Origin of the sequence: Microbacterium sp. 10M-3C3 (assembly GCF_003931875.1) — a bacterium.
GTDB lineage: Bacteria > Actinomycetota > Actinomycetes > Actinomycetales > Microbacteriaceae > Microbacterium.
The window spans coordinates 1,120,515-1,139,107 of sequence record NZ_CP034245.1 but is presented as its reverse complement, the minus strand read 5'-3'; the positions used below and the strand labels follow the sequence as shown (position 1 = coordinate 1,139,107).

The window sequence follows — 18,593 nt, the reverse complement described above, 5'->3', positions numbered from 1 at the left end:
CCGAGGAATCGTGTCCAAGAGCATCGAAGTCAACGACCTGAACGTCTACTACGGCGACTTCCTGGCGGTCGAGGGAGTCTCGCTCGACATCGAGCCGCGCACCGTGACCGCCTTCATCGGTCCGTCCGGATGCGGCAAATCCACATTCCTGCGCACCCTCAACCGCATGCACGAGGTCATCCCCGGCGCGCGCGTCGAGGGCGAGGTGCTGCTCGACGGCGACGACCTGTACGGCCCGGGTGTCGACCCCGTGCTCGTGCGTCGGCAGGTGGGCATGGTCTTCCAGCGGCCGAACCCCTTCCCGACGATGTCGATCCGCGAGAACGTCCTGGCCGGGGTGCGCCTGAACAACAAGCGCATCTCCAAGAGCGACGCGGACGCGCTCGTGGAGAAGTCGCTGCAGGGCGCCAACCTGTGGAACGAGGTCAAGGACCGCCTCGACCGTCCCGGCTCGGGCCTGTCGGGCGGCCAGCAGCAGCGTCTGTGCATCGCGCGCGCGATCGCTGTGTCGCCCGAGGTCATTCTCATGGACGAGCCGTGCTCCGCGCTCGACCCGATCTCCACGTACGCGATCGAGGAGCTGATCGGCGAGCTCAAGAACGACTACACCGTCGTGATCGTCACGCACAACATGCAGCAGGCCTCGCGCGTGTCCGACAAGACGGCGTTCTTCAACATCGCCGGCACCGGCAAGCCCGGCAAGCTCATCGAGTACAACGACACCGCGACGATCTTCACCACGCCGTCGGTGCAGGCGACCGAGGACTACGTCTCCGGCCGCTTCGGCTGAGCCGGCCCTGCGCCGCGCGGTGGCGTCGATGAACGCGATCTGCGCCGGGAAACGCTGCGATGCGGCGTTCCTCGGCGCAGGCCGCGTTTGTGCGCGCGGCGGGCGGGTGCTCAGTCGCGCGGCGACAGGAGGTACGCGTTCAGCTCCGCCGTGAAGGCCCGGTCCACCGCGAGCTCGCGGTCGTCGATGGCCGTGACGGGCGCGGCGAGGCGGACGCTCGAGACCAGCCACGCCGCATCCGCGTCGGCGAGGGCGGATGCGGGCACCGCCTCGTAGGCGGTCTCGAAGCCCTGCGCGGCCAGCCACGCGAAGATGCTCAGCTGCGTCGTGCCGTGCAGGATTCCCGCGCCCGGCTCGGGGGTGACGAACCGGTCGCCGAAGCGCAGCAGCACCGAGGACGTCGGGCCCTCCAGCACGTACCCGTCGCTCGAGACGAAGATCGCGTCGGACGCCCCGCGGCGCTTCGCCTCGCGGATGGCGGCCATGTTCACCGCATACGAGAGGGTCTTCGCTCCCAGCAGCAGCCACGGTGCGCGCGCCGGCGCGCCGCTGTCGAGGCCGCGATCGAGCACCACGACCCGGATACCGTCCTCGCGCGCACGCGAGTTGTCGGGAGCGGGCGCCAGAGTCACCCAGGCCGTCGGAGCCGGGCCGTGCTCGACGCCGCGGCTGAGGATGAGCTTGATGACGCTCTCCCCCGCATCGGCCTCCGCGGCGACTGCGTCGACGGCCTGCCGCCACTGCTGAAGGTGCGGCGCCGGCAGGTCGCACAGCTGCGCGGAGTGAGCCAGGCGCTCCAGGTGCGCCTGGGTCTCCTGCGCGTGCCCGTCGACGACGCCGATCGACTCGAAGATCCCGTCGCCGCGCTGCGTGGACAGCTCCCCGACGCTGAGCGCCGGCGCAGCCGGGTCGATCGGCGTGAAGGTGTCACGGAATTCCGTACGGGTGTCGTCCGCGGCCGCCGGGTCGAGGACGAGAGCGTAGCGCCAAGCCATGCTCCGAGACTAGGCCGGGAATAGCACCGCCGTGCGCTTGTTAGACTCCTGTAGCCGGGCCGCAGTAACCCCGGGCTCCATCTTCTGCCGCTATGAGCGGCCTTGCGCCGAGAGGCGTTCTGCGGCCCGGCACTTTCTTTGCCGGGGCGCGGAACGCCTCTCCCGCGCAGCGGCCACCGGCACCGGGCGTTCTGCGGCCCGGCACTTTCTTTGCCGGGGCGCGGAACGCCTCTCCCGCGCAGCGGCCACCGGCACCGGGCGTTCTGCGGCCCGGCACTTTCTTTGCCGGGGCGCGTCCCGACGCGAGAAACCACGGAGCTGGCGAGAAATCATGCGCGACGTGTTGTTCCGGCTCGCGCGTGGTTTCCCCTGCGCGCGCCGCGGGGCGCCGCATCCGCGAGGTCAGGTGAGCGATTCGCGGCGCCACAGCGCGGCGCACGCGGCGAGGTCGTTCGCGTACGTCGACAGGCGCAGGGCGCGGGACGTGAACGTCGATGCGCGTTCGGGCTCGGTCGCCTCGTAGTCGTCGGCGAGGTACGTCGCGCCCGCCGCCTGCACCCGGCAGAACGCCGCGGCGCGGTCGAGGGCGACGGCGAAGTCGCCCGTGAACAGTCCGCGGAGGATCGTGTCGATGAGCTGCACGAGCTCCTCGGGGCTCGCCGGTGACGGCGCTCCTGCCACGACGGGGTCGGAGGACGGGATCATGGTGCGCCCGCGCTCGTAGAGCAGCGCGGCCGTCTGCGGGTCGTCGTGGATCATGAGCTGCAGGAGGTACAGCCGCCACAGCGCGCCGGGCAGCGAGCGGGCGGGCGAGCGCGACCACAGCTCGGCGATGTCGTCGATGCCGTTCTCGTCGGTGAACGCGACGAGGCGGTCGACGACCTCGGCCGACGGGTCCTCGCGCACGCGCGACAGGAGTGCCTGCGCGGTGCTGTGCGCGGCGCGCGAGACCTCGGCCGGATCGTCGGCGGCGAACAGTCGGTCGAAGAGCTCCGCGGGCCGGCGCACGGGCTTGTGGAATTCGCGCGACGGATCGGTCATCGCTCCAGGCTACCCGCGGCACCGTTGCGAGCGGGCCGCGGCGCTCAAGCCGTCGGGATCGCGACGATCGGGGCGCCGGACGGGGTGCCGTCGGGCGAGCCGCCCGCCTGCTCGATCGTCACGGCGATCACATCGCCCGCCTCGTAGGTGCCCTCGATGACGGCGGAGCTGGCGCCGCCCGACACGTCCATGAGGCCGGCCGCGAGCGGCTGGCCGTCGCGGATGAGCCACAGCTCGTACGACTTGTCGCTCGCCAGCTGCGGCATGTCATCCGACACCAGCACCGCCCGCCCGAGCTGCTCGGACCAGTGCGCGGTCGCCACGCCCCCGTCTCCGAGGTCGACGCTCGCCGACGCCGCATCCGGCGCCTGCTCGATCTGCTCGAGCGCGACGACGGCCGCCGGGCGGTTGAGGTACTGGCCGAGCGAGACGGCGCCGAAGCCGAGCGCGAGGAGCAGGACCAGGGATGCGGCGAGGGCGAACCACGACCGCGGGCCCCAGCCGGATCCGCCCGCCGCGACGGCCGTCTGCGGCTCGGCGTGCACGGGCTCGACGGGGGTCGCACCCGCTGCGGCGTAGTCCTCCTCGGCGGGGTCGGTCTCCGATGCGGCGGGCGACACGGCGGCCGCGCCGATCCGCGCGAGCAGAGCCCCGCGGATGTGGGCGGGCGGGTCGACCGGGTCGGTGGCGGAGGCGAGGAGCACGGCCGTCTCGACGTCGGCGCGGACGATGTGCACCCACTCGGGGTGCTCGCGCAGCGCGGCGTCGTACGCGCGCTGCTCGTCGGGCGTGAGCGCGCCCAGCGCCGCAGCGGCCGACAGCTCGCCGAACTCGTCGATGTTCACACGCTCACCCCCATCTCGTTCCTCAACCGGCTCAAGCCGTCTCGCATTCTCGTCTTGATCGTTCCCAGCGGCGCTCCCACGAGGGCCGCGATCTCGCTCTGGCTGTACCCGCCGTAGTAGGCCAGCGTGAGCGCTTCGCGCTGCGCTTCGGGCAGCGTCGCGAGCGCTTCCACCACGCGCCGCCCCTCGATGCGCAGCTCCACGTTCTCCGCTACATCATCGCGCGGTGCCTCGATGTCGCGGAAGCCCACCCGCACGTCGCGGTCGGTGCTCGCTTGTGACGACCGCACTCGGTCGACCGCTCGCCGGTGGGCGATGGTCAGAAGCCACGAACGTCCTTGCCCTCTGTTCGGAGCGAACTTCCCCGCGGATTGCCACACCTCCAGGAAGACCTCCTGCAGCACTTCCTCGCTATGGGACGGATCCACGAGGACGCGACGGATGAGCCCGAACACGCGCGACGACATGAGGTCGTAGAGCTCGGCGAAGGCCTGCTGGTCACCGGCGGCGATGCGGGCAAGGAGTCCCGCGATGTGGTCGACGGGCTCGTCGGCGTGCTCGGACACTTCCACGCCGTCGATCACCACATCCACCAGCATGCCAAACTCCTCCCCCGCTTCCTGGCAGGCCACCCTGTGTGCGTGTTCGTGGCGCGGACACGAACGGATTGCCCCATCCGATTCGCGGAGGGCTCCGAACAGGCGATGACGTCCCCGGACACCCGACGTCGCGCGAGCGTTCACCGCTCCCTGGTCGGGCCGCGCGGCCGCCGTGAGCCTCGGGCGAGGAGGATCCGGCGGCCGCGTCGGGGAGTCGGGCACGGAATCCGGGACCACGATGGTTGGGGAATCCGCGCGGGAGGATGTTCGGGCACCTCCCGTCCCGGATTCCGTGCCGTCCACGACGACTAGGCTGGAGCCACGGGCCTCTAGCTCAGTCGGTAGAGCATCGGACTTTTAATCCGCGGGTCGTGGGTTCGAGCCCCACGGGGCCCACCGTCCCGCCAATGCCTCCACTCAGGCAGCCCTCGCGGCGTCGACGCAGTACCGTGGGCGCGTGATCGCGCATTCGGCCGTCGGCGTTCCGCGGACGCGGTGATGCGGCTCGCATCCGCCCGGGTCCTGTGGGACATGCTCCACGGACCGATGCCGCGTGGACTGCTGGGTGTCGGATGCGGCGACCTCGCGCTGAACGGCGACACCTGGACGCTCTACCTCGGCGGCTACTCAACGAGCTTCCGCAATCGCCTGTACGCCGCGACGGCGCCGCGCTCGGAGGCGCTGCCGGCGGCTCGGTGGTCGCCCGTGAAGCGGCGCGGCCGAAGAGTGCGCGCGCTCGTCGCCGATCCGCCGCGCGGCGCATGGGACGGCGGCGGGATGCACACGCCGTCCTACGTGCCCGCCTCCCGCGGCGCACCGGCGCGCATCTACTACGCGGGGCGCGAAAGCCGGCGTCATGTCGGCCGAGGCAGTCGCTACGCGATCGGCGTGCTCGAGCAGGTCGACGGCGTGTGGCGGCGCACGGGGGCGCCGCTCATCACCGGCGACGCCGAACGCCCGAGTGTGCTCGAGCCGCGCGTCGTGCACGAAGACGGCACCTACGTCATGTGGTACCTCGCGACGCCGCACGAGGTCGCGCCGGGCGAGCAGCCCGACTACGAACTGCGGTGCGTCACGAGTCCGAACGGCCTCGACGGGTGGAGCGCCCCGACGCGGTTCGCCGCCCCCGCCGAAGGGTTCTTCGACATCGCTCTCGCGCGGGCGCCCGCCGGGTGGACGATGGTCCTCGCCGCGGGCACGAATCTGCACGGAACCCGTCCATTCCCCCCGCAGGGACTGTGGCTCATGACCGCTGCCAGCGCCTCGCCGCAGCGGTCCGCCTGGAGCGCGCCGGTGCGGATCCTCGACACGGATGGTCCGGACACGCCGGAGTGGATGGGTGCGGGCGTGTGCGACCCGGCGCTGCGCATCGCCGACGACGGCAGCCTCGTCGTGTTCGTCACGGGCACGCGCCGGCACGAGCCCTGGACGCGACTCGCGTGCCAGCGAATCCGGCGTCTCCAGCGTCCTCCCGTGCCCGCGCCGTTCCAGCTGGCGACGGGCGTGCTCACCTTCCGCTGAGCGGGCCGACGACGTCGATACTGGCGGCTCTCGTCGCGCAGCCGCGATCATGGCGGGATGACCATTCGTGTCGAACCGGCGACGAGCGACCGGTGGGCCGACGTCCGCGCCGCTTTCGGCCCCGTCGCGTCGAGGGCGGACTCGTGCTGGTGCCAGCGGTTCCGACGGCACGACGGGCCGTCGAACGAGGTCGCCCTGCATCACGAGGTGGAAAGAGCAGTCGTCCCCATCGGCGTGATCGCCTACCTTGACGGAGGCCCGGTGGGCTGGAGCCGTGTCGTGCCGCGCGCGTCGCTGCCCGGCATCACGGAGAACGCAGCGCTGCGCCGGCTCCTGAGCGACGACCCGCACGCCTGTTGGGTCGCGTGGGTGAACGACCGGCGCGAGGCGCGCGGACAGGGGGTGGGCGCAGCGCTCCTCCTCCGCGCCATCGCGCACGCCCGCGAACACGGTGCATCCGTGCTCGACGGCCACCCCGTCGACACCGCACTCTCGACTTCACGCCCGGCCGCCTCGGCGCTGTTCACCGGCACGGTGTCGATGTTCGTCGAGGCCGGCTTCCACGAGATCGGGCGCACCTGCCGCACGCGCCCCGTCATGCGGGTGGAACTCGACGCGGCAGATCCCACCCCTCGCGAGCGCCCCGGAGCCAACTGAGCGCCGAGAGGTGAAGGACGGCCATCGATACCGGCGGCCCAGGCGACAGAGCAGTGCCGCATCGCCGCGCGCTGAACCCGATGCACCGGGATGCGGCGATTCGCGCGCCGGGACCGCAGCGTGGGGCCGCGCGCGGATTAGCCTTCGAACACCGACTCCGTCGATCGAAGGACCGCCGTGGATCATCCGACTCCACCCCCGGGCGCGCAGGGACACACCCCCGAGCGCGACTTCACCGACCGACGCCACCGGGCGGGGTGGCGGGTCGGCGCGCTCTTCGCGATCACCGCCGTCGTCACGATCGTCGTCGGGGCGGTCGGATCGTGGGCGTATGCGCCCGCGATCGGGTGGATCGCCGGCGCGGCGACCTACTCGCTGGTCACGTGGCTGACGATCCTGCGGCTGGATGCGACGCAGACGGCGCGGCACGCGAGCCGCGAGGATCCGACCCGGCGGGTCGCCCAGACCCTCCTCGTCGTCGCGAGTCTCGCGAGCTTCGGCGCGATCGGCCTCGTGCTGGCGGAGTCGGGGAACGTCTCCAGCGAAGCCGCGCGTTTCCAGCTCGCCGCGGTCGCGCTCGTGACGGTCGCCGCGTCGTGGTTCCTCATCCACGTGCTCTTCACGCTCCGCTACGCCAAGGCCTACTTCCTGCACGGCGGCGGCATCGACTTCAACCAGTCCGAGCCGCCGGACTACCGCGACTTCGCGTATCTCGCGTTCACGCTCGGGATGACCTACCAGGTGTCGGACACGACACTCACGAGCAGTCTCATGCGGCGCGAGGCGCTGCGGCACGCGCTGCTGTCGTTCCTGTTCGGCGTGGTGGTGCTCGCGGCCACGATCAACCTCGTCTCGAGCCTCGTCAACAGCTGACCGCTCCTCCGTCGCTCAGTCGCGGGGCGGGCCGAGCGGCAGGACGCGGTCGCCGAAGTCGTAGATCGTGTAGCGCCCGCACGCGACGGGCGCCGCATCCGCGGGGGACGCTCCCCCGGGCAGCTCGAACGCCGGCGACTGCGCATCCTGAACAAGGAATGTCACGCGCGCACCGTCGGCGTCGGTGCGATTGGTCAGCCACGTGTAGACGCGGAGGGTGTGGTCGACCTGCACGAGTCGCGTGGGATCGGGGAGCGCCGCCTTGGGCGCGCGCACGGTCCAGAACTGCCCCGCGCCGGTGCGCCCCGACGCCGCGACCCAATCGACGACGCACTGCACGTCGCGGTCGGTGCCGGATGCGGCGGCCGCCGCGGCGGGCGCACCGATCAGCGCCGCGGCGACCGCGACGACCGTGGTCGCCCCGAGGGCGATGCGTCGGCGCGCTCTCGAGACCGCGGCGGGCCGCACGCACGCGAGGGCCCCGGCGGGCAGGAACAGCCACGGCTGCAGATAGCGCACGGCGTCGGTGCCGAGCGCGAACGCGCCGACGGTCACGAGCACGGGGCCGAGCGCGGCGATCCCTGCCGCGAACGCGACCCCGGCGCGCCGGGCGCGCCACGCGGCGACGGCGATACCGAGAGCACCGGCCCACAGCGCCAGGACGAGCATGAGCCACAGCGCGCCGTGCCACGTCGAGGCCGTCTGCGTCAGGACGGCGCCGTACGCATCGGCCGACCGGCCCACCTGGCCGAGGCGGAAGTAGTTGTCGCTCTGCGCGACGATCGTGCCGGCGAAGAACCCGCGCGCGGCGTATCCGAGCGCCGCGCCTACCACGAGGGTGGCGCCGACGACGATCACGGTGCGCCACGGCGCGCGGCGCGCCACCGCCAGCGCCGCGAGCACGACGCCGGCCGGCGCCACGGCCCACAGGACGAAGAGCGGGTTCGAGAGCATCGAGACGGCGGCGATCACGGCCACCACGGCGAGCGTCGGCCAGGACGCCGCATCCGGCCGCTCGAGCAGGCGACGGATGAGCCCGACGGTCACGAGCATCGCCACGACGGTCGCGGAGTAGTACGTCGTGGTGGTGAACAGGGTCACGAACGCGGCGCCGTCGCGGGTCGCCGTGCCCTCGAGGAGCGCGAGGATCGCGACCGCCCCGAATGCGGCCAGCGCGGCCGCCACGGGCGCGCGGCCCGGACTGCGTCGGCCGGAGACGACCCGCAGCGCACCGTAGAGGGCGAGGAGGTTCACGACCGCGTTGAGCACGATCGTCGCCCGCAACCCGAGCCCCATGAGCGATAGGAGCCCGAAGACGACGATCTCGGGAAGGAACAGCACGGGCGACATGGCCCAGGCCTGCGGCTGACCGAGGCCGAGCGAGCGCACGACCATCGCGACGATGAGCGAATCGCCGTCGGTGAACAGGAGGTCGGCGCTCACCGTCGCCACCACACCGACGACGCCGACGGACAGCGCGAGTGCCGCCGCCCAGCCCGCCAGCTCGGCGGGCCATCGACGCGCGGCGGTCACACGCCGGAGTCGGCGACGACGCCGCCTGCCGCGCGGATCTCGTCGAGCGCCGCGGCGCTGCGATCCGCGTGGACGCCCGCGACGAGGTCGCGGAAGACGCGCACGCCGCGCCCGGCCTTCAGCGCGTCGAGCGCCGACGCGCGCACGCAGTAGTCGGTCGCCAGCCCGACGACGTCGATGTCGCGGATGCCAGCGTGCTCGAGCAGGTCGGTCGCCGTGCGGCCCTCGCCGTCCACGCCCTCGAACAGCGAGTAGGCGGGCTTGCCCTGCCCCTTCTTCAGGTGGTGCGTGACGGCGGACGTGTCGAACACCTCGTCGTAGTCGGCGCCGAACGTACCGCCCACGCAGTGCACCGGCCACGTGTCGATGAAATCGGGATGATCGGAGAAATGGCCGCCGTTGTCGTCGTCGCCGTGGTGCCAGTCCCGCGAGGCGACGATCATCGCGTAATCGCCGGCGTGGGCGTGCAGGAAGCGCGTGATGCGCTCGGCGACCGCGTCACCGCCCTCGACGCCCAGGGCGCCGCGCTCGGTGAAGTCGTTCTGCACATCGACGATGAACAGGGCTCGCGTCATGCCTCGACCCTACGCCGCGGAGGCGTCACGATCCGCGCGTGCGTCGAGCTGCACGCCGCGGATGCGCCGGGTCCACGGCGCCGCGTGCCGCGGTCGCTGCGGCCGGCTCAGGACGACGGGCGAGCGTGGACGGCCACCAGATCGCACGCCCGATGTCGAGCGCGAGCGCGGGCACGAGGAGCGACCGGACGACGAACGTGTCCAGCAGCACGCCGAACGCGACGATGAACGCGATCTGCGCGAGGAAGAGGATCGGGATGACCCCGAGCGCCGCGAACGTCGAGGCGAGGACGAGACCGGCCGATGTGATGACGCCGCCCGTGGACACGAGCCCCCGCCGGATGCCCGGCCGCGTGCCGTGCGCGAGCGACTCCTCCCGCACGCGCGACATCAGGAAGATGTTGTAGTCGATGCCGAGCGCGACGAGGAAGACGAACCCGTACAGCGGCACCGAGGGGTCGGCGCCCGGGAACCCGAAGCCGTAGTCGAAGACGAGCGCGCTGACCCCGAGGGCCGTGCCGAACGACAGCACGGTGCTGAGGATCAGCAGCACGGGGGCGACGATCGCGCGGAGCAGCAGCATGAGGATGACGAGCACGACGCCGAGGATCACGGGGATGATGAGCGTGCGGTCGCGGATCGACGTGTCGTTCGTGTCGACGTCGATCGCCGTCTCGCCGCCCACGAGCGCGGTACCGGCACCGAGGTCGGCATCGAGCGCCTCCCGCAGGTCGCGCACCGTCGTCTCCGCCGCATCCGAGTCGGCGGCATCGGCGAGCGTGGCGGCAAGCAGCACCTGCCCGTCCGACACCGTCGGCGCGGGCGCCGGCGTTCCGGGCGGGCCGAACGCGCTCACCGCCAGCGCACCGCCCTCGACCGACACGGGCGCCTGCCCGGTGGGCGAGTCGGCCGCCACGATCGCGACGCTGTCGATGCCGCTCGCGTCCTCGAGCACCGTCACGGCGTCGGCGGCACGGTCCTCGTCGAGGAGGACGTACACGGGGCTCCCCGACCCTGCCGGGAAGTGCTCGGCGAGCGCGGCCTGACCGTCGCGGGCCTCGGATGCGCCCAGCACGAGGTCGCTCGCGGGCACACCCTCGGCGCGCAGCTGCGTGAGACCGACGCATCCGATGAGCAGCACGATCGTGCTGACGATCCACACCGGCCGCGCGTGCCGGGTGACGAATCGGGCGAGCCGCGCCCACACCCCGCGGACCGGGCCCGAGAGGTCGTCGGCGAGCGGCGTGACCGGCTGCTTCGGGATGAACGGCCAGAAGGCGCCGCGGCCCACCGCGAGGAGCAGGGCGGGAAGGAAGGTCAGCGCGGCGAGCATCGCGAAGACGATGCCGATCGACGCGATCGGACCGAGGGCGCGGTTGCTGGCGAGGTCGGAGAGCAGCAGGCACAGCAGGCCCGCGATGACCGTGCCGCCGGAGGCGAGGATCGGCTCGAACGCGCCGCGCCACGCACGCAGCGTCGCGTCCCAGCGGGCGAGCCCGTCGGCGACGGCCTCGCGGAAGCGCGCGACGTACAGCAGCGCGTAGTCGGTCGCCGCCCCGATCACGAGGATGAACAGGATGCCCTGCACCTGTCCGTTGAGCACGACGATGCCGGCGTACGCGAGCCACCACACCGTCAGGAGCGCGACACACAGCGCGAACACCGAGGTGAGGAGGACGAGGATCGGCAGCAGAGGTGAGCGGTAGACGACGATCAGGATCACGAACACCGCGGCGAGGGCGACGAGGAGCAGCAGCCCGTCGATGCCGAGGAAGCCCTCTGCCAGGTCGGCGGTGAACCCCGCCGGCCCGGTCACCCACGCGCGCAGCCCGTCGGGGACGTCGGAGGCGACGGTGGAGCGGAGCGCCTCCACGGCGTCGCGCACCTCTCCCCCGCTGTCCAACGGCACGAAGATCTGCACGGCACGGCCGTCCTCGCTCACGACCGGCGGCGACACCTCGTCGACGACATCGGGCTCCTGCGCGAGATCGTCGGCGAGTGTCTGCAGCTGCGTCAGCTGCGCGTCGGTGAGCGCTGCGTCCGCTTCCACGAGGACGACCGCCGGGATGCTTCCCTCGCCCAGGAAGTCGGCGAGGCGCTCGTTGACCGTCGTGGCGTCGGCCGACTGCGGCAGGAACGACGACTGGTCGTTGGTGGAGACCTCCTCGACCTTGCCGAAGTACGGCCCGCCGATCGACCCGCCGGCGAACCAGACGAGGATCAGGACGGTGGGCAGCAGGATGCGCAGCCACCGCGGGACGCGGCCGCTGGGGCGCTCGGGGCGGCTGTCGTCGGCGCGCCGCGCGCGGCGCGTGGGGGCATCGGTCGCGGACATATAGCTAGCTTATCTAGCAACCTGCTTTTCTCGCCAGTGCGGGACGGACTCAGCTCACGAACAGGAGCACGATCGAGACCACGACGGCGACCGCGCCGACGGCGAGAAGGATGGCGGCGAGCAGCGTCCACGCGCGAACCGCCGGCGAATGACGCGTGAACCGCATGCGCCCGGTGACTCCGCGCCGCACCCAGATGTCCGCCGCATCCGCCCCTGCCAGGTGCGCCACCTGCGCATCGGAGAGCGGGCAGGCGTTGGCGAGGCCGTCTTCGTCGAACCAGCGGATGACTGCGCCGTCGGCCTCGTGCTCGACGAATCCGCGCACGCGCACCCACGAGCCGTCGGCGAGAAGCGCCACCAGAGCGATGATCCCGACGAGCGAGCCGACGCCGAGACCGACCCACGAGAAGATCTCGACGACCGCTTCGAGTGCGTTCGTCATGTCCGCTCCGGTTCGGGAGAACTGGAGCCACCTAAGGGAATCGAACCCTTGACCTATTCATTACGAGTGAATCGCTCTGCCGACTGAGCTAAGGTGGCGCGCGTCGCTTGCGCGATGCACGATCAACGATCTTACCTGGTCGCGGAGGCCGCCGCGAACACGCACGGGTGTCGTGGCCCGGGCGTCATCCGCACCGGAGGTCGGAGGTCGGTGCCGTGCCGTCGACGAGGTACGCGTCCACGGCGTCGTCGACGCACGTGTTGCCCTGGTTGTAGCCGGTGTGCCCCTCGCCCACGCGCGTGATCAGCACGCCCGATTCCAGCTGCGCCGCCAGCGACTGCGCCCACACGTAGGGTGTGGCCGGGTCGCCCGTCGTGCCGATCACGAGGATCGGCGCCGCGCCGGGGGCGCTCACGGGCGCGCGCACGCCGGTGGGCGGTACCGGCCACGACGCGCAGACGTCGACGCCGAACCAGTACGGCGCCGTCACCGGCGCTTCGGCAGCGACGCGGTCCTGCGCCTGCTGCTGCAGCTCGGCGGAGTCCTGGGGATAGTCCATGCAGTTGTAGGCCGTGAACGCCTCCGTCGAATTCGACACGTAGACCCCGTCGATCCGCTCGTTGTAGGCGTCGGCCGAGGCGAGGATCGTCGTCGGGTCGCCGTTCTCGACATCGGCCAGCGCCTGTCGCAGGAGCACCCACGACCCGGGCGAGTACAGCGTCGAGACGATCCCGGTCAGGAGCGTGTCGGCCCCCACACGGCGGCCGTCCTCCGCCGGCACCGGCCGCCGGTCGACGCGGGAGAGCAGGGCGCCGAGGTCGGCGAGCTTGTCGTCGACGCTGCCCGCGTACGGGCAGTCCTCGCGGTCGCCGCAGTCGGCGAAGAACGCGCGCAGGCTCTTCTCGAAGCCGATCGCCTGCTCCGCGCCGACGAGCGAACCCGGCACCGACGGGTCCATCGCACCATCGAGCACCATGCGCCCCACGCGCTGCGGGAACAGGTCGGCGTAGCGGGCGCCGAGCGCCGTCCCCCACGAGTAGCCCAGGTAGTTCAGCGTCGTGTCGCCGAGCACGGCGCGGATGAGGTCCATGTCGCGCGCAGCGTCGGCCGTGGAGATGTAGGGCAGCAGTCCGTCGCTGTTGGCCTCGCACGCATCGGCGAAGCGCTCCGCCTCCTGCGAGGCCGATTCATCCCACTGCGCCGACCCGCGCGTGCCGTCCGGGATGCCGTACAGGAACGCGTCCAGCCCCGCCGCATCCGTGCACGACACCGCCGACGAGCGGCCCACACCGCGCGGGTCGAACCCGATGACGTCGTAGTGCTGTGCGACGTCGGGCGGCACGAGCTGCGCGGATGCATCGCGCACGAAGTCGTACCCGCTGACCCCCGGGCCACCGGGGTTGACCAGCAGCGACCCGACGCGCTCGCCGGCGGTCGCCCGCTGCCGGATGATGGCGACGTCGAGGGCGCCGGCGGACGGGTCCGCCCAGTCGCGCGGCGCCGTGACCGTCGCACAGTCGAAGCGGTCGTTCTCGCAGCGCTGCCAGTCGAGCTGCTGGCCGTAGTAGGGCAGCAGCTCGGCGGAGACGCCGCTGACATCCGGGGAGCTGCTCGGCATCGGCGCCGGCGCGAAGAAGCACGCCGACAGCGTGGTCGCGAGCACGGCGACGAGGCCGAGCGCCGCGAGAGCGCGCGCGCGGACCGCGCTCACGGCACGAGGCCGATCGCGACGGTGATGAGCAGGCTCTCGAGGGCGAGGAGGGGCGCGACGTTCTGCTCGAGGTTCGCGCGCGTCTCGGCGATGCGATCGAGCACGATGAGCGTGCGCTGCGGCGACCAGTCGGCGGCGAGCGCGCGCAGCGCCTCGGCGTACTCGCGGTTGATGAGGTCTCCGTCGCGGCCGAACTGCAGCACGATCACGTCGCGGTACAGAGCCTGCAGATCGGTGAGCACACGGTCGATGCCGTCGCGCAGGCTGCGGGTGGCGCGCCGCTTCTGGTCGTCCTCGAGCGCCGACACCTGACTGCGCACGGCGGGCGGCACCGCCGCACCCTCGGCGACCCCCAGCATGCGCAGCAGCGCCTCGCGCTCCTCGCGGTCGCGCTCGGCGGTCAGGGCCTTGGCGTCTTCGGTCGCGACGCGGACGATCTCGCCGGCCACCTCGACCGCGTCGCCGATCCCCCGCACGCGCAGCACCGCGCTGAGGGTCGCGTCGCGGCGGGCGCGCGCGTCGGCGTCGGTCGCGAGGCGCTGCGCCATGCCGATGTGGCGCTGCGCGTGGCGCGCGGACTGCTCCGCGGTCGCCGCATCCACCCCCGTCCGCTGCACGATGAGCGCCGCGACGTCGTCGACCTCGGGCTCGCGCAGCCGCAGCACGCGCACGCGCGAGCGGATGGTCGGGAGCAGGTCGGCGTCGCTCGGCGCGCACAGCACCCAGATGGTGTGCTCGGGCGGCTCCTCGAGCGCCTTGAGCAGCACGTTGGACGTGCGCTCGGTCATGCGGTCGGCGTCCTCCACGACGATCACCCGGTAGCGCCCGATCGACGGCGCGAAGTACGCCCGCTCGACGAGCCGCCGCGCCTCGTCGATGCGGATGACGACCTGCTCGGTGCGCAGCGCTGTCAGGTCGGGGTGCGTGCCGGCGAGCACCTGGTTCTGCGCGGCGGTGTCGCCCGGCTCGGCGATGAGCGCGGCGGCGAACGCGCGCGCGAGCGTCGACCGACCCGATCCGGGCGGCCCGACGATCAGCCACGCGTGCGTGAGCGCCGCCGGATCCTCGGCGGCATTCCGCAGCACGCGAACGGCCTCGTCCTGCCCCCACACCGCGTCCCACGGCGCGGGCGCGGCGAGGCTGGTCATGCCTCCCACCCTAATCTCGCCCTCCGACCCGCCCGGCCGGCCCGCGAGAACGCGCGCATGCACGGTGCCGCGGCCGAAAAGCGTGCACGGGCGCGTTCTCGCAGACTCACGCGAGCAGAGCGGACACGCGCGCGCGGATGTCGGCGCCGAGCTCCTCGGGCGCGCGGGCGGCGTCGAGCACGAGGAAGCGCTCGGGCTCGGCGGCGGCGAGCGCGAGGAACGCCTCCCGCACGCGCGCGTGGAAGTCGTCGCGCTCGGACTCGAGCCGATCGAACGGCTTGTCGTCGGCGTCCAGTCGCGCCCGCGCCCGCGCGGGGTCGAGGTCGAGCAGCACCGTCAGATCGGGCAGAAGGCCGCCCGTCGCCCACAGCGACAGCTGACGGACCTCGTCGCCGTCGAGCACGCGGCCCGCACCCTGGTAGGCGACCGAGGAGTCGAGGTAGCGGTCCTGCACCACGACGTCGCCGCGCTCGAGTGCGGGACGCACGATGGATGCCACGTGGTGGGCGCGATCGGCGGCGTACAGGAGCGCTTCGGCCCGCGGCGCGATGTCGCCGCGATGGTGCAGGACGATGTCGCGGATCAGCACGCCGACGTCGGTGCCGCCCGGCTCGCGCGTGCGCACGACGGTGCGGCCGGACGCGACGAGCCAGTCCTCCAGCATCCGCGCCTGGGTCGTCTTGCCCGCGCCGTCGCCGCCCTCGAGCGTGACGAACAGGCCCGCGCTCACGACTTCTTGGCCGGCGTCTTGCGGGTCGTCGTGGTCTTGCGCGCCGTGCGCTTGGGGGCGGGCCCCTTCGCGCGCTTGTCGGCGAGCAGCTGCACGGCCCGCTCGAAGGTCACGTCCATCGCGTTCTCGCCGCGCGGGATCGTCGCGTTCGTCTCGCCGTCGGTGACGTACGGTCCGAAGCGGCCGTCGCGCAGGCGGATCGGCTTGCCGCTGGTCGGATCGTTGTCGAACTCCTTGAGGGCGCTCGACGCGCGACGCGCGCCGTACTTCGGCTCGGCGTACTTCACGAGCGCCTCCTCGAGCGTGATGTCGAAGATCTGCTGCTCGGAGTCCAGCGATCGGGAATCGGTGCCCTTCTTCAGGTACGGACCGAACCGGCCGTTCTGCGCCGTGATCTCCTCCCCCGACTCGGGGTCGGCGCCCACGATGCGCGGCAGCGTGAGCAGCTGCAGGGCGGTGTCGAGGTCGATCGTCTCGGGCGACATGGAGCGGAACAGCGACGCGGTGCGCGGCTTCGGCGCGTCCTTCTTCGCCGTCTTCTTCTTGGTCGCGACCTCGCCGGTCGCCTCGTCGACGTCGTCCGGCTCGTCGGGGTCGACCTCCTGCACGTACGGACCGTAACGGCCGTCCTTCACCACGACGAGCTTGCCGTTCTCGGGGTTCTCGCCGAGCACGCGGTCGCCGGCGACGGGGGCGTCGATGAGCTCCTGCGCCTTCGCGGGCGTGAGCTCGTCGGGAGCGAGGTCGTCCGGGATGTTGACGATGCGCGGCTTCGCGTCGGGCTGTGCGGGGTCGACGACCTCGAGGTAGGGGCCGTACTTGCCGAAGCGGAGCGTCGCGGTGTCGGTGATGCGCGTGGAGTTGAGCTCGCGGGCGTCGATCTCGCCGAGATTGTCGACGATGTTGCGCAGGCCCACCTGGTCGTCGGAGCCGAAGTAGAAGGAGCGGAGCCATTCGCTGCGCTTCTGCTCGCCGCGGGCGATGCGATCGAGGTCGTCCTCGAGCGCGGCGGTGAAGTCGTAGTCGACGAGGTCGGCGAAGTGCTGCTCGAGCAGGCGCACGACGCTGAACGCGAGCCAGCTGGGCACGAGCGCCTGCCCGCGCTTGGTGACGTACCCGCGGTCGAGGATCACGTCGATGATGCTCGCGAACGTCGAGGGACGCCCGATGCCCTTCTCCTCGAGCGCTTTCACGAGGCTGGCCTCGGTGTACCGCGGCTTCGGGGAGGTCGCGTGACCCTTCGGCTCGACGTCGCGCACGCGCAGCACGTCGCCCACGGCCAGGGCCGGGAGCGACTGGTCCTCGCTCTTGTCGGCGTCGCCGCGCTTCTCGTCGCGTCCTTCCTCATAGGCCTCGAGGAAGCCCTTGAAGGTGTAGACGGTGCCGGATGCGGTGAACTCGGCCACCTGCTCCCCCGCCTGCACGCGCAGGGTCACGGTCGTGGTCTCGTACTTCGCGTCGGACATCTGGCTGGCGACCGTGCGCTTCCACACCAGGTCATACAGCCGCTGCTCGTCGCGGTCGAGCGCGCTCGCGACGGACGCCGGCGTGCGGAACACCTCGCCGGAGGGGCGGATCGCCTCGTGCGCCTCCTGGGCGTTCTTGGCGTTGTTGCGGTACACGCGCGGGTTCGGCGGCACGGCCTTGTCGCCGTACAGGGCGACCGCCTGCTCGCGCGCCGCCGTGACCGCCTGCGACGACAGGGCGGTCGAGTCGGTGCGCATATAGGTGATGTACCCCTTCTCGTAGAGGCGCTGCGCGACGCTCATCGCGTGCTTGGCGCTCATCGAGAGCTTGCGTCCGGCCTCCTGCTGCAGGGTCGACGTCGTGAACGGGGGCTTGGGGCTGCGCGTGCCGGGCTTGGCCTCCACGGCGGTCACGGATGCCTCGCCGGCGGCAGCGATCGCCTCGGCGAGCAGGCGCGCGGCGCCCTCGTCGAGCGCGACGACGGCCTTCTTCAGCTGTCCGCGGTCGTCGAAATCGGTGCCGCGGGCGAGCGCGGCACCGTCCACCCGCACGAGGCGGGTCGTGAACGCGCTGTCGGACTGCACCGCCGTCGCCTCGACGTCCCAGTACGACGCCGAGACGAACGCGATGCGCTCGCGCTCCCGGTCGACGACGAGACGGGTGGCCGCCGACTGCACGCGGCCGGCGCTGAGCGCCTGCCCCTCGCGGCCCGACCCGACCTTGCGCCACAGCACGGGCGAGACGTCCCAGCCGTACAGGCGGTCGAGCACGCGGCGGGTCTCCTGCGCGTCGACGAGCGACGTGTCGAGCTCGCGCGTGTGGTCGACGGCCTCGCGGATGGCGTCCTTCGTGATCTCGTGGAACACCATGCGCCGCACCGGCACCTTGGGCTTGAGCACCTCGAGCAGGTGCCACGCGATGGCCTCTCCCTCGCGGTCGCCATCGGTGGCGAGCAGGACCTCGTCGGCATCCTTCAGTGCGCGCTTGAGCTCGGTGACGGTCTTCGTCTTGCGATCGTTGACGACGTAGAAGGGGTCGAAGTCGTTCTCGACGTCGATCGAGTACTTGCCGTAGGCGGCCTTCTTGTCCGCGGGGATGTCCTTCTTGCTCGCGAGGTCGCGGATGTGCCCGACCGAGCTCAGCACCTCGTAGCCGTCGCCGAGGTAGCCCTGGATCGACCGCATCTTGGTCGGGGACTCCACGATGACGAGCTTCTTGCCGTGAGGCTGTGCTTTGCTGCCGGATGACTTGGCCTGGGGCACGGGGGCCGTCCTTTCTTCGATGCACACCATACACACGGGTTGCTGGGTGCCGGCCCGCGGAAGGTCGCG

The 18,593-nt window shown here is 72.0% G+C and carries 16 protein-coding genes and 2 tRNA genes; 5 read left to right on the top strand and 13 right to left on the bottom strand.

Features of this window, described 5'->3' with window-relative positions; all coding sequences use genetic code 11:
- The first annotated feature begins 10 nt into the window (after positions 1-10).
- On the top strand, positions 11-790 hold the full coding sequence (gene pstB / locus EI169_RS05365) for a phosphate ABC transporter ATP-binding protein PstB (protein WP_125131414.1): 780 nt from the start codon (positions 11-13) through the stop codon (positions 788-790).
- Positions 791-900: 110 nt separating this feature from the next.
- Here the strand turns inward: pstB and EI169_RS05360 are convergent, their stop codons facing one another.
- From EI169_RS05360 to sigK, 4 genes are all read right to left on the bottom strand, one after another.
- Entirely contained in the window at positions 901-1,785 is an 885-nt protein-coding gene (locus EI169_RS05360) for an aminotransferase class IV (protein WP_125131413.1), read from the bottom strand.
- Positions 1,786-2,187: 402 nt separating this feature from the next.
- Entirely contained in the window at positions 2,188-2,826 is a 639-nt protein-coding gene (locus tag EI169_RS05355) for a response regulator transcription factor (protein ID WP_125131412.1), read from the bottom strand.
- A 44-nt stretch (positions 2,827-2,870) separates the two neighbouring features.
- Positions 2,871-3,671, bottom strand: coding sequence for an anti-sigma factor (locus tag EI169_RS05350; protein ID WP_125131411.1), 801 nt, complete (start codon positions 3,669-3,671; stop codon positions 2,871-2,873).
- Complete coding sequence (sigK, locus tag EI169_RS05345) at positions 3,668-4,270, bottom strand: ECF RNA polymerase sigma factor SigK (RefSeq protein WP_164515526.1); 603 nt, start codon at positions 4,268-4,270, stop codon at positions 3,668-3,670. The genes EI169_RS05350 and sigK overlap by 4 nt, the downstream gene beginning before the upstream one ends.
- Positions 4,271-4,593: 323 nt before the next feature.
- Between sigK and EI169_RS05340 the strand changes: the two genes are divergently transcribed.
- From EI169_RS05340 to EI169_RS05325, 4 genes are all read left to right on the top strand, one after another.
- Positions 4,594-4,666: transfer RNA gene (locus tag EI169_RS05340), tRNA-Lys, on the top strand.
- Between the two features lie 102 nt (positions 4,667-4,768).
- Positions 4,769-5,791 (top strand): hypothetical protein, encoded by a 1,023-nt coding sequence (locus EI169_RS05335; RefSeq protein WP_205783879.1) that lies wholly within the window; start codon positions 4,769-4,771, stop codon positions 5,789-5,791.
- Between the two features lie 57 nt (positions 5,792-5,848).
- Positions 5,849-6,448, top strand: a complete 600-nt coding sequence (locus tag EI169_RS05330; protein WP_125131410.1) for a GNAT family N-acetyltransferase — start codon at positions 5,849-5,851, stop codon at positions 6,446-6,448.
- A gap of 177 nt (positions 6,449-6,625) precedes the next feature.
- Entirely contained in the window at positions 6,626-7,321 is a 696-nt protein-coding gene (locus EI169_RS05325; RefSeq protein WP_240640647.1) for a DUF1345 domain-containing protein, read from the top strand.
- Positions 7,322-7,336: 15 nt separating this feature from the next.
- Here EI169_RS05325 and EI169_RS05320 read toward each other — a convergent pair whose 3' ends face one another.
- The 9 genes from EI169_RS05320 to topA form a co-directional block, all read right to left on the bottom strand.
- On the bottom strand, positions 7,337-8,854 hold the full coding sequence (locus tag EI169_RS05320) for a hypothetical protein (protein WP_125131409.1): 1,518 nt from the start codon (positions 8,852-8,854) through the stop codon (positions 7,337-7,339).
- Complete coding sequence (locus EI169_RS05315) at positions 8,851-9,429, bottom strand: isochorismatase family protein (RefSeq protein WP_125131408.1); 579 nt, start codon at positions 9,427-9,429, stop codon at positions 8,851-8,853. The genes EI169_RS05320 and EI169_RS05315 overlap by 4 nt, the downstream gene beginning before the upstream one ends.
- Before the next feature lie 25 nt (positions 9,430-9,454).
- Positions 9,455-11,764 carry an efflux RND transporter permease subunit gene (locus tag EI169_RS05310; protein ID WP_125131407.1) on the bottom strand — a complete coding sequence of 770 codons (2,310 nt, stop codon included), beginning with the start codon at positions 11,762-11,764 and terminating at the stop codon, positions 9,455-9,457.
- A 49-nt stretch (positions 11,765-11,813) separates the two neighbouring features.
- Positions 11,814-12,206, bottom strand: a complete 393-nt coding sequence (locus EI169_RS05305) for a hypothetical protein (protein ID WP_125131406.1) — start codon at positions 12,204-12,206, stop codon at positions 11,814-11,816.
- Positions 12,207-12,228: 22 nt separating this feature from the next.
- A tRNA-Thr gene (locus tag EI169_RS05300) sits at positions 12,229-12,304 on the bottom strand.
- A gap of 86 nt (positions 12,305-12,390) precedes the next feature.
- Positions 12,391-13,917, bottom strand: coding sequence for an alpha/beta hydrolase (locus EI169_RS05295; protein WP_125131405.1), 1,527 nt, complete (start codon positions 13,915-13,917; stop codon positions 12,391-12,393).
- Positions 13,914-15,065: a DNA polymerase III subunit delta' gene (locus EI169_RS05290; protein WP_125131404.1), complete on the bottom strand. Its 1,152-nt coding sequence runs from the start codon at positions 15,063-15,065 to the stop codon at positions 13,914-13,916. Before EI169_RS05290 ends, EI169_RS05295 begins: the two co-directional genes overlap by 4 nt.
- A gap of 106 nt (positions 15,066-15,171) precedes the next feature.
- Positions 15,172-15,795: a dTMP kinase gene (tmk, locus tag EI169_RS05285; protein ID WP_125131403.1), complete on the bottom strand. Its 624-nt coding sequence runs from the start codon at positions 15,793-15,795 to the stop codon at positions 15,172-15,174.
- Positions 15,792-18,524, bottom strand: a complete 2,733-nt coding sequence (topA, locus tag EI169_RS05280; RefSeq protein WP_276312925.1) for a type I DNA topoisomerase — start codon at positions 18,522-18,524, stop codon at positions 15,792-15,794. Before topA ends, tmk begins: the two co-directional genes overlap by 4 nt.
- Between the last annotated feature and the right edge of the window lie 69 nt (positions 18,525-18,593).

Bases quoted from the DNA above. Each gene is read 5' to 3' on its own strand.
- sigK (WP_164515526.1), bottom strand. From the start codon at position 4,270: ATGCTGGTGGATGTGGTGATCGACGGCGTGGAAGTGTCCGAGCACGCC.
- EI169_RS05290 (WP_125131404.1), bottom strand. From the start codon at position 15,065: ATGACCAGCCTCGCCGCGCCCGCGCCGTGGGACGCGGTGTGGGGGCAG.
- EI169_RS05335 (WP_205783879.1), top strand. From the start codon at position 4,769: ATGCGGCTCGCATCCGCCCGGGTCCTGTGGGACATGCTCCACGGACCG.
- EI169_RS05315 (WP_125131408.1), bottom strand. From the start codon at position 9,429: ATGACGCGAGCCCTGTTCATCGTCGATGTGCAGAACGACTTCACCGAG.
- EI169_RS05360 (WP_125131413.1), bottom strand. From the start codon at position 1,785: ATGGCTTGGCGCTACGCTCTCGTCCTCGACCCGGCGGCCGCGGACGAC.
- EI169_RS05305 (WP_125131406.1), bottom strand. From the start codon at position 12,206: ATGACGAACGCACTCGAAGCGGTCGTCGAGATCTTCTCGTGGGTCGGT.
- EI169_RS05330 (WP_125131410.1), top strand. From the start codon at position 5,849: ATGACCATTCGTGTCGAACCGGCGACGAGCGACCGGTGGGCCGACGTC.
- EI169_RS05310 (WP_125131407.1), bottom strand. From the start codon at position 11,764: ATGTCCGCGACCGATGCCCCCACGCGCCGCGCGCGGCGCGCCGACGAC.
- EI169_RS05355 (WP_125131412.1), bottom strand. From the start codon at position 2,826: ATGACCGATCCGTCGCGCGAATTCCACAAGCCCGTGCGCCGGCCCGCG.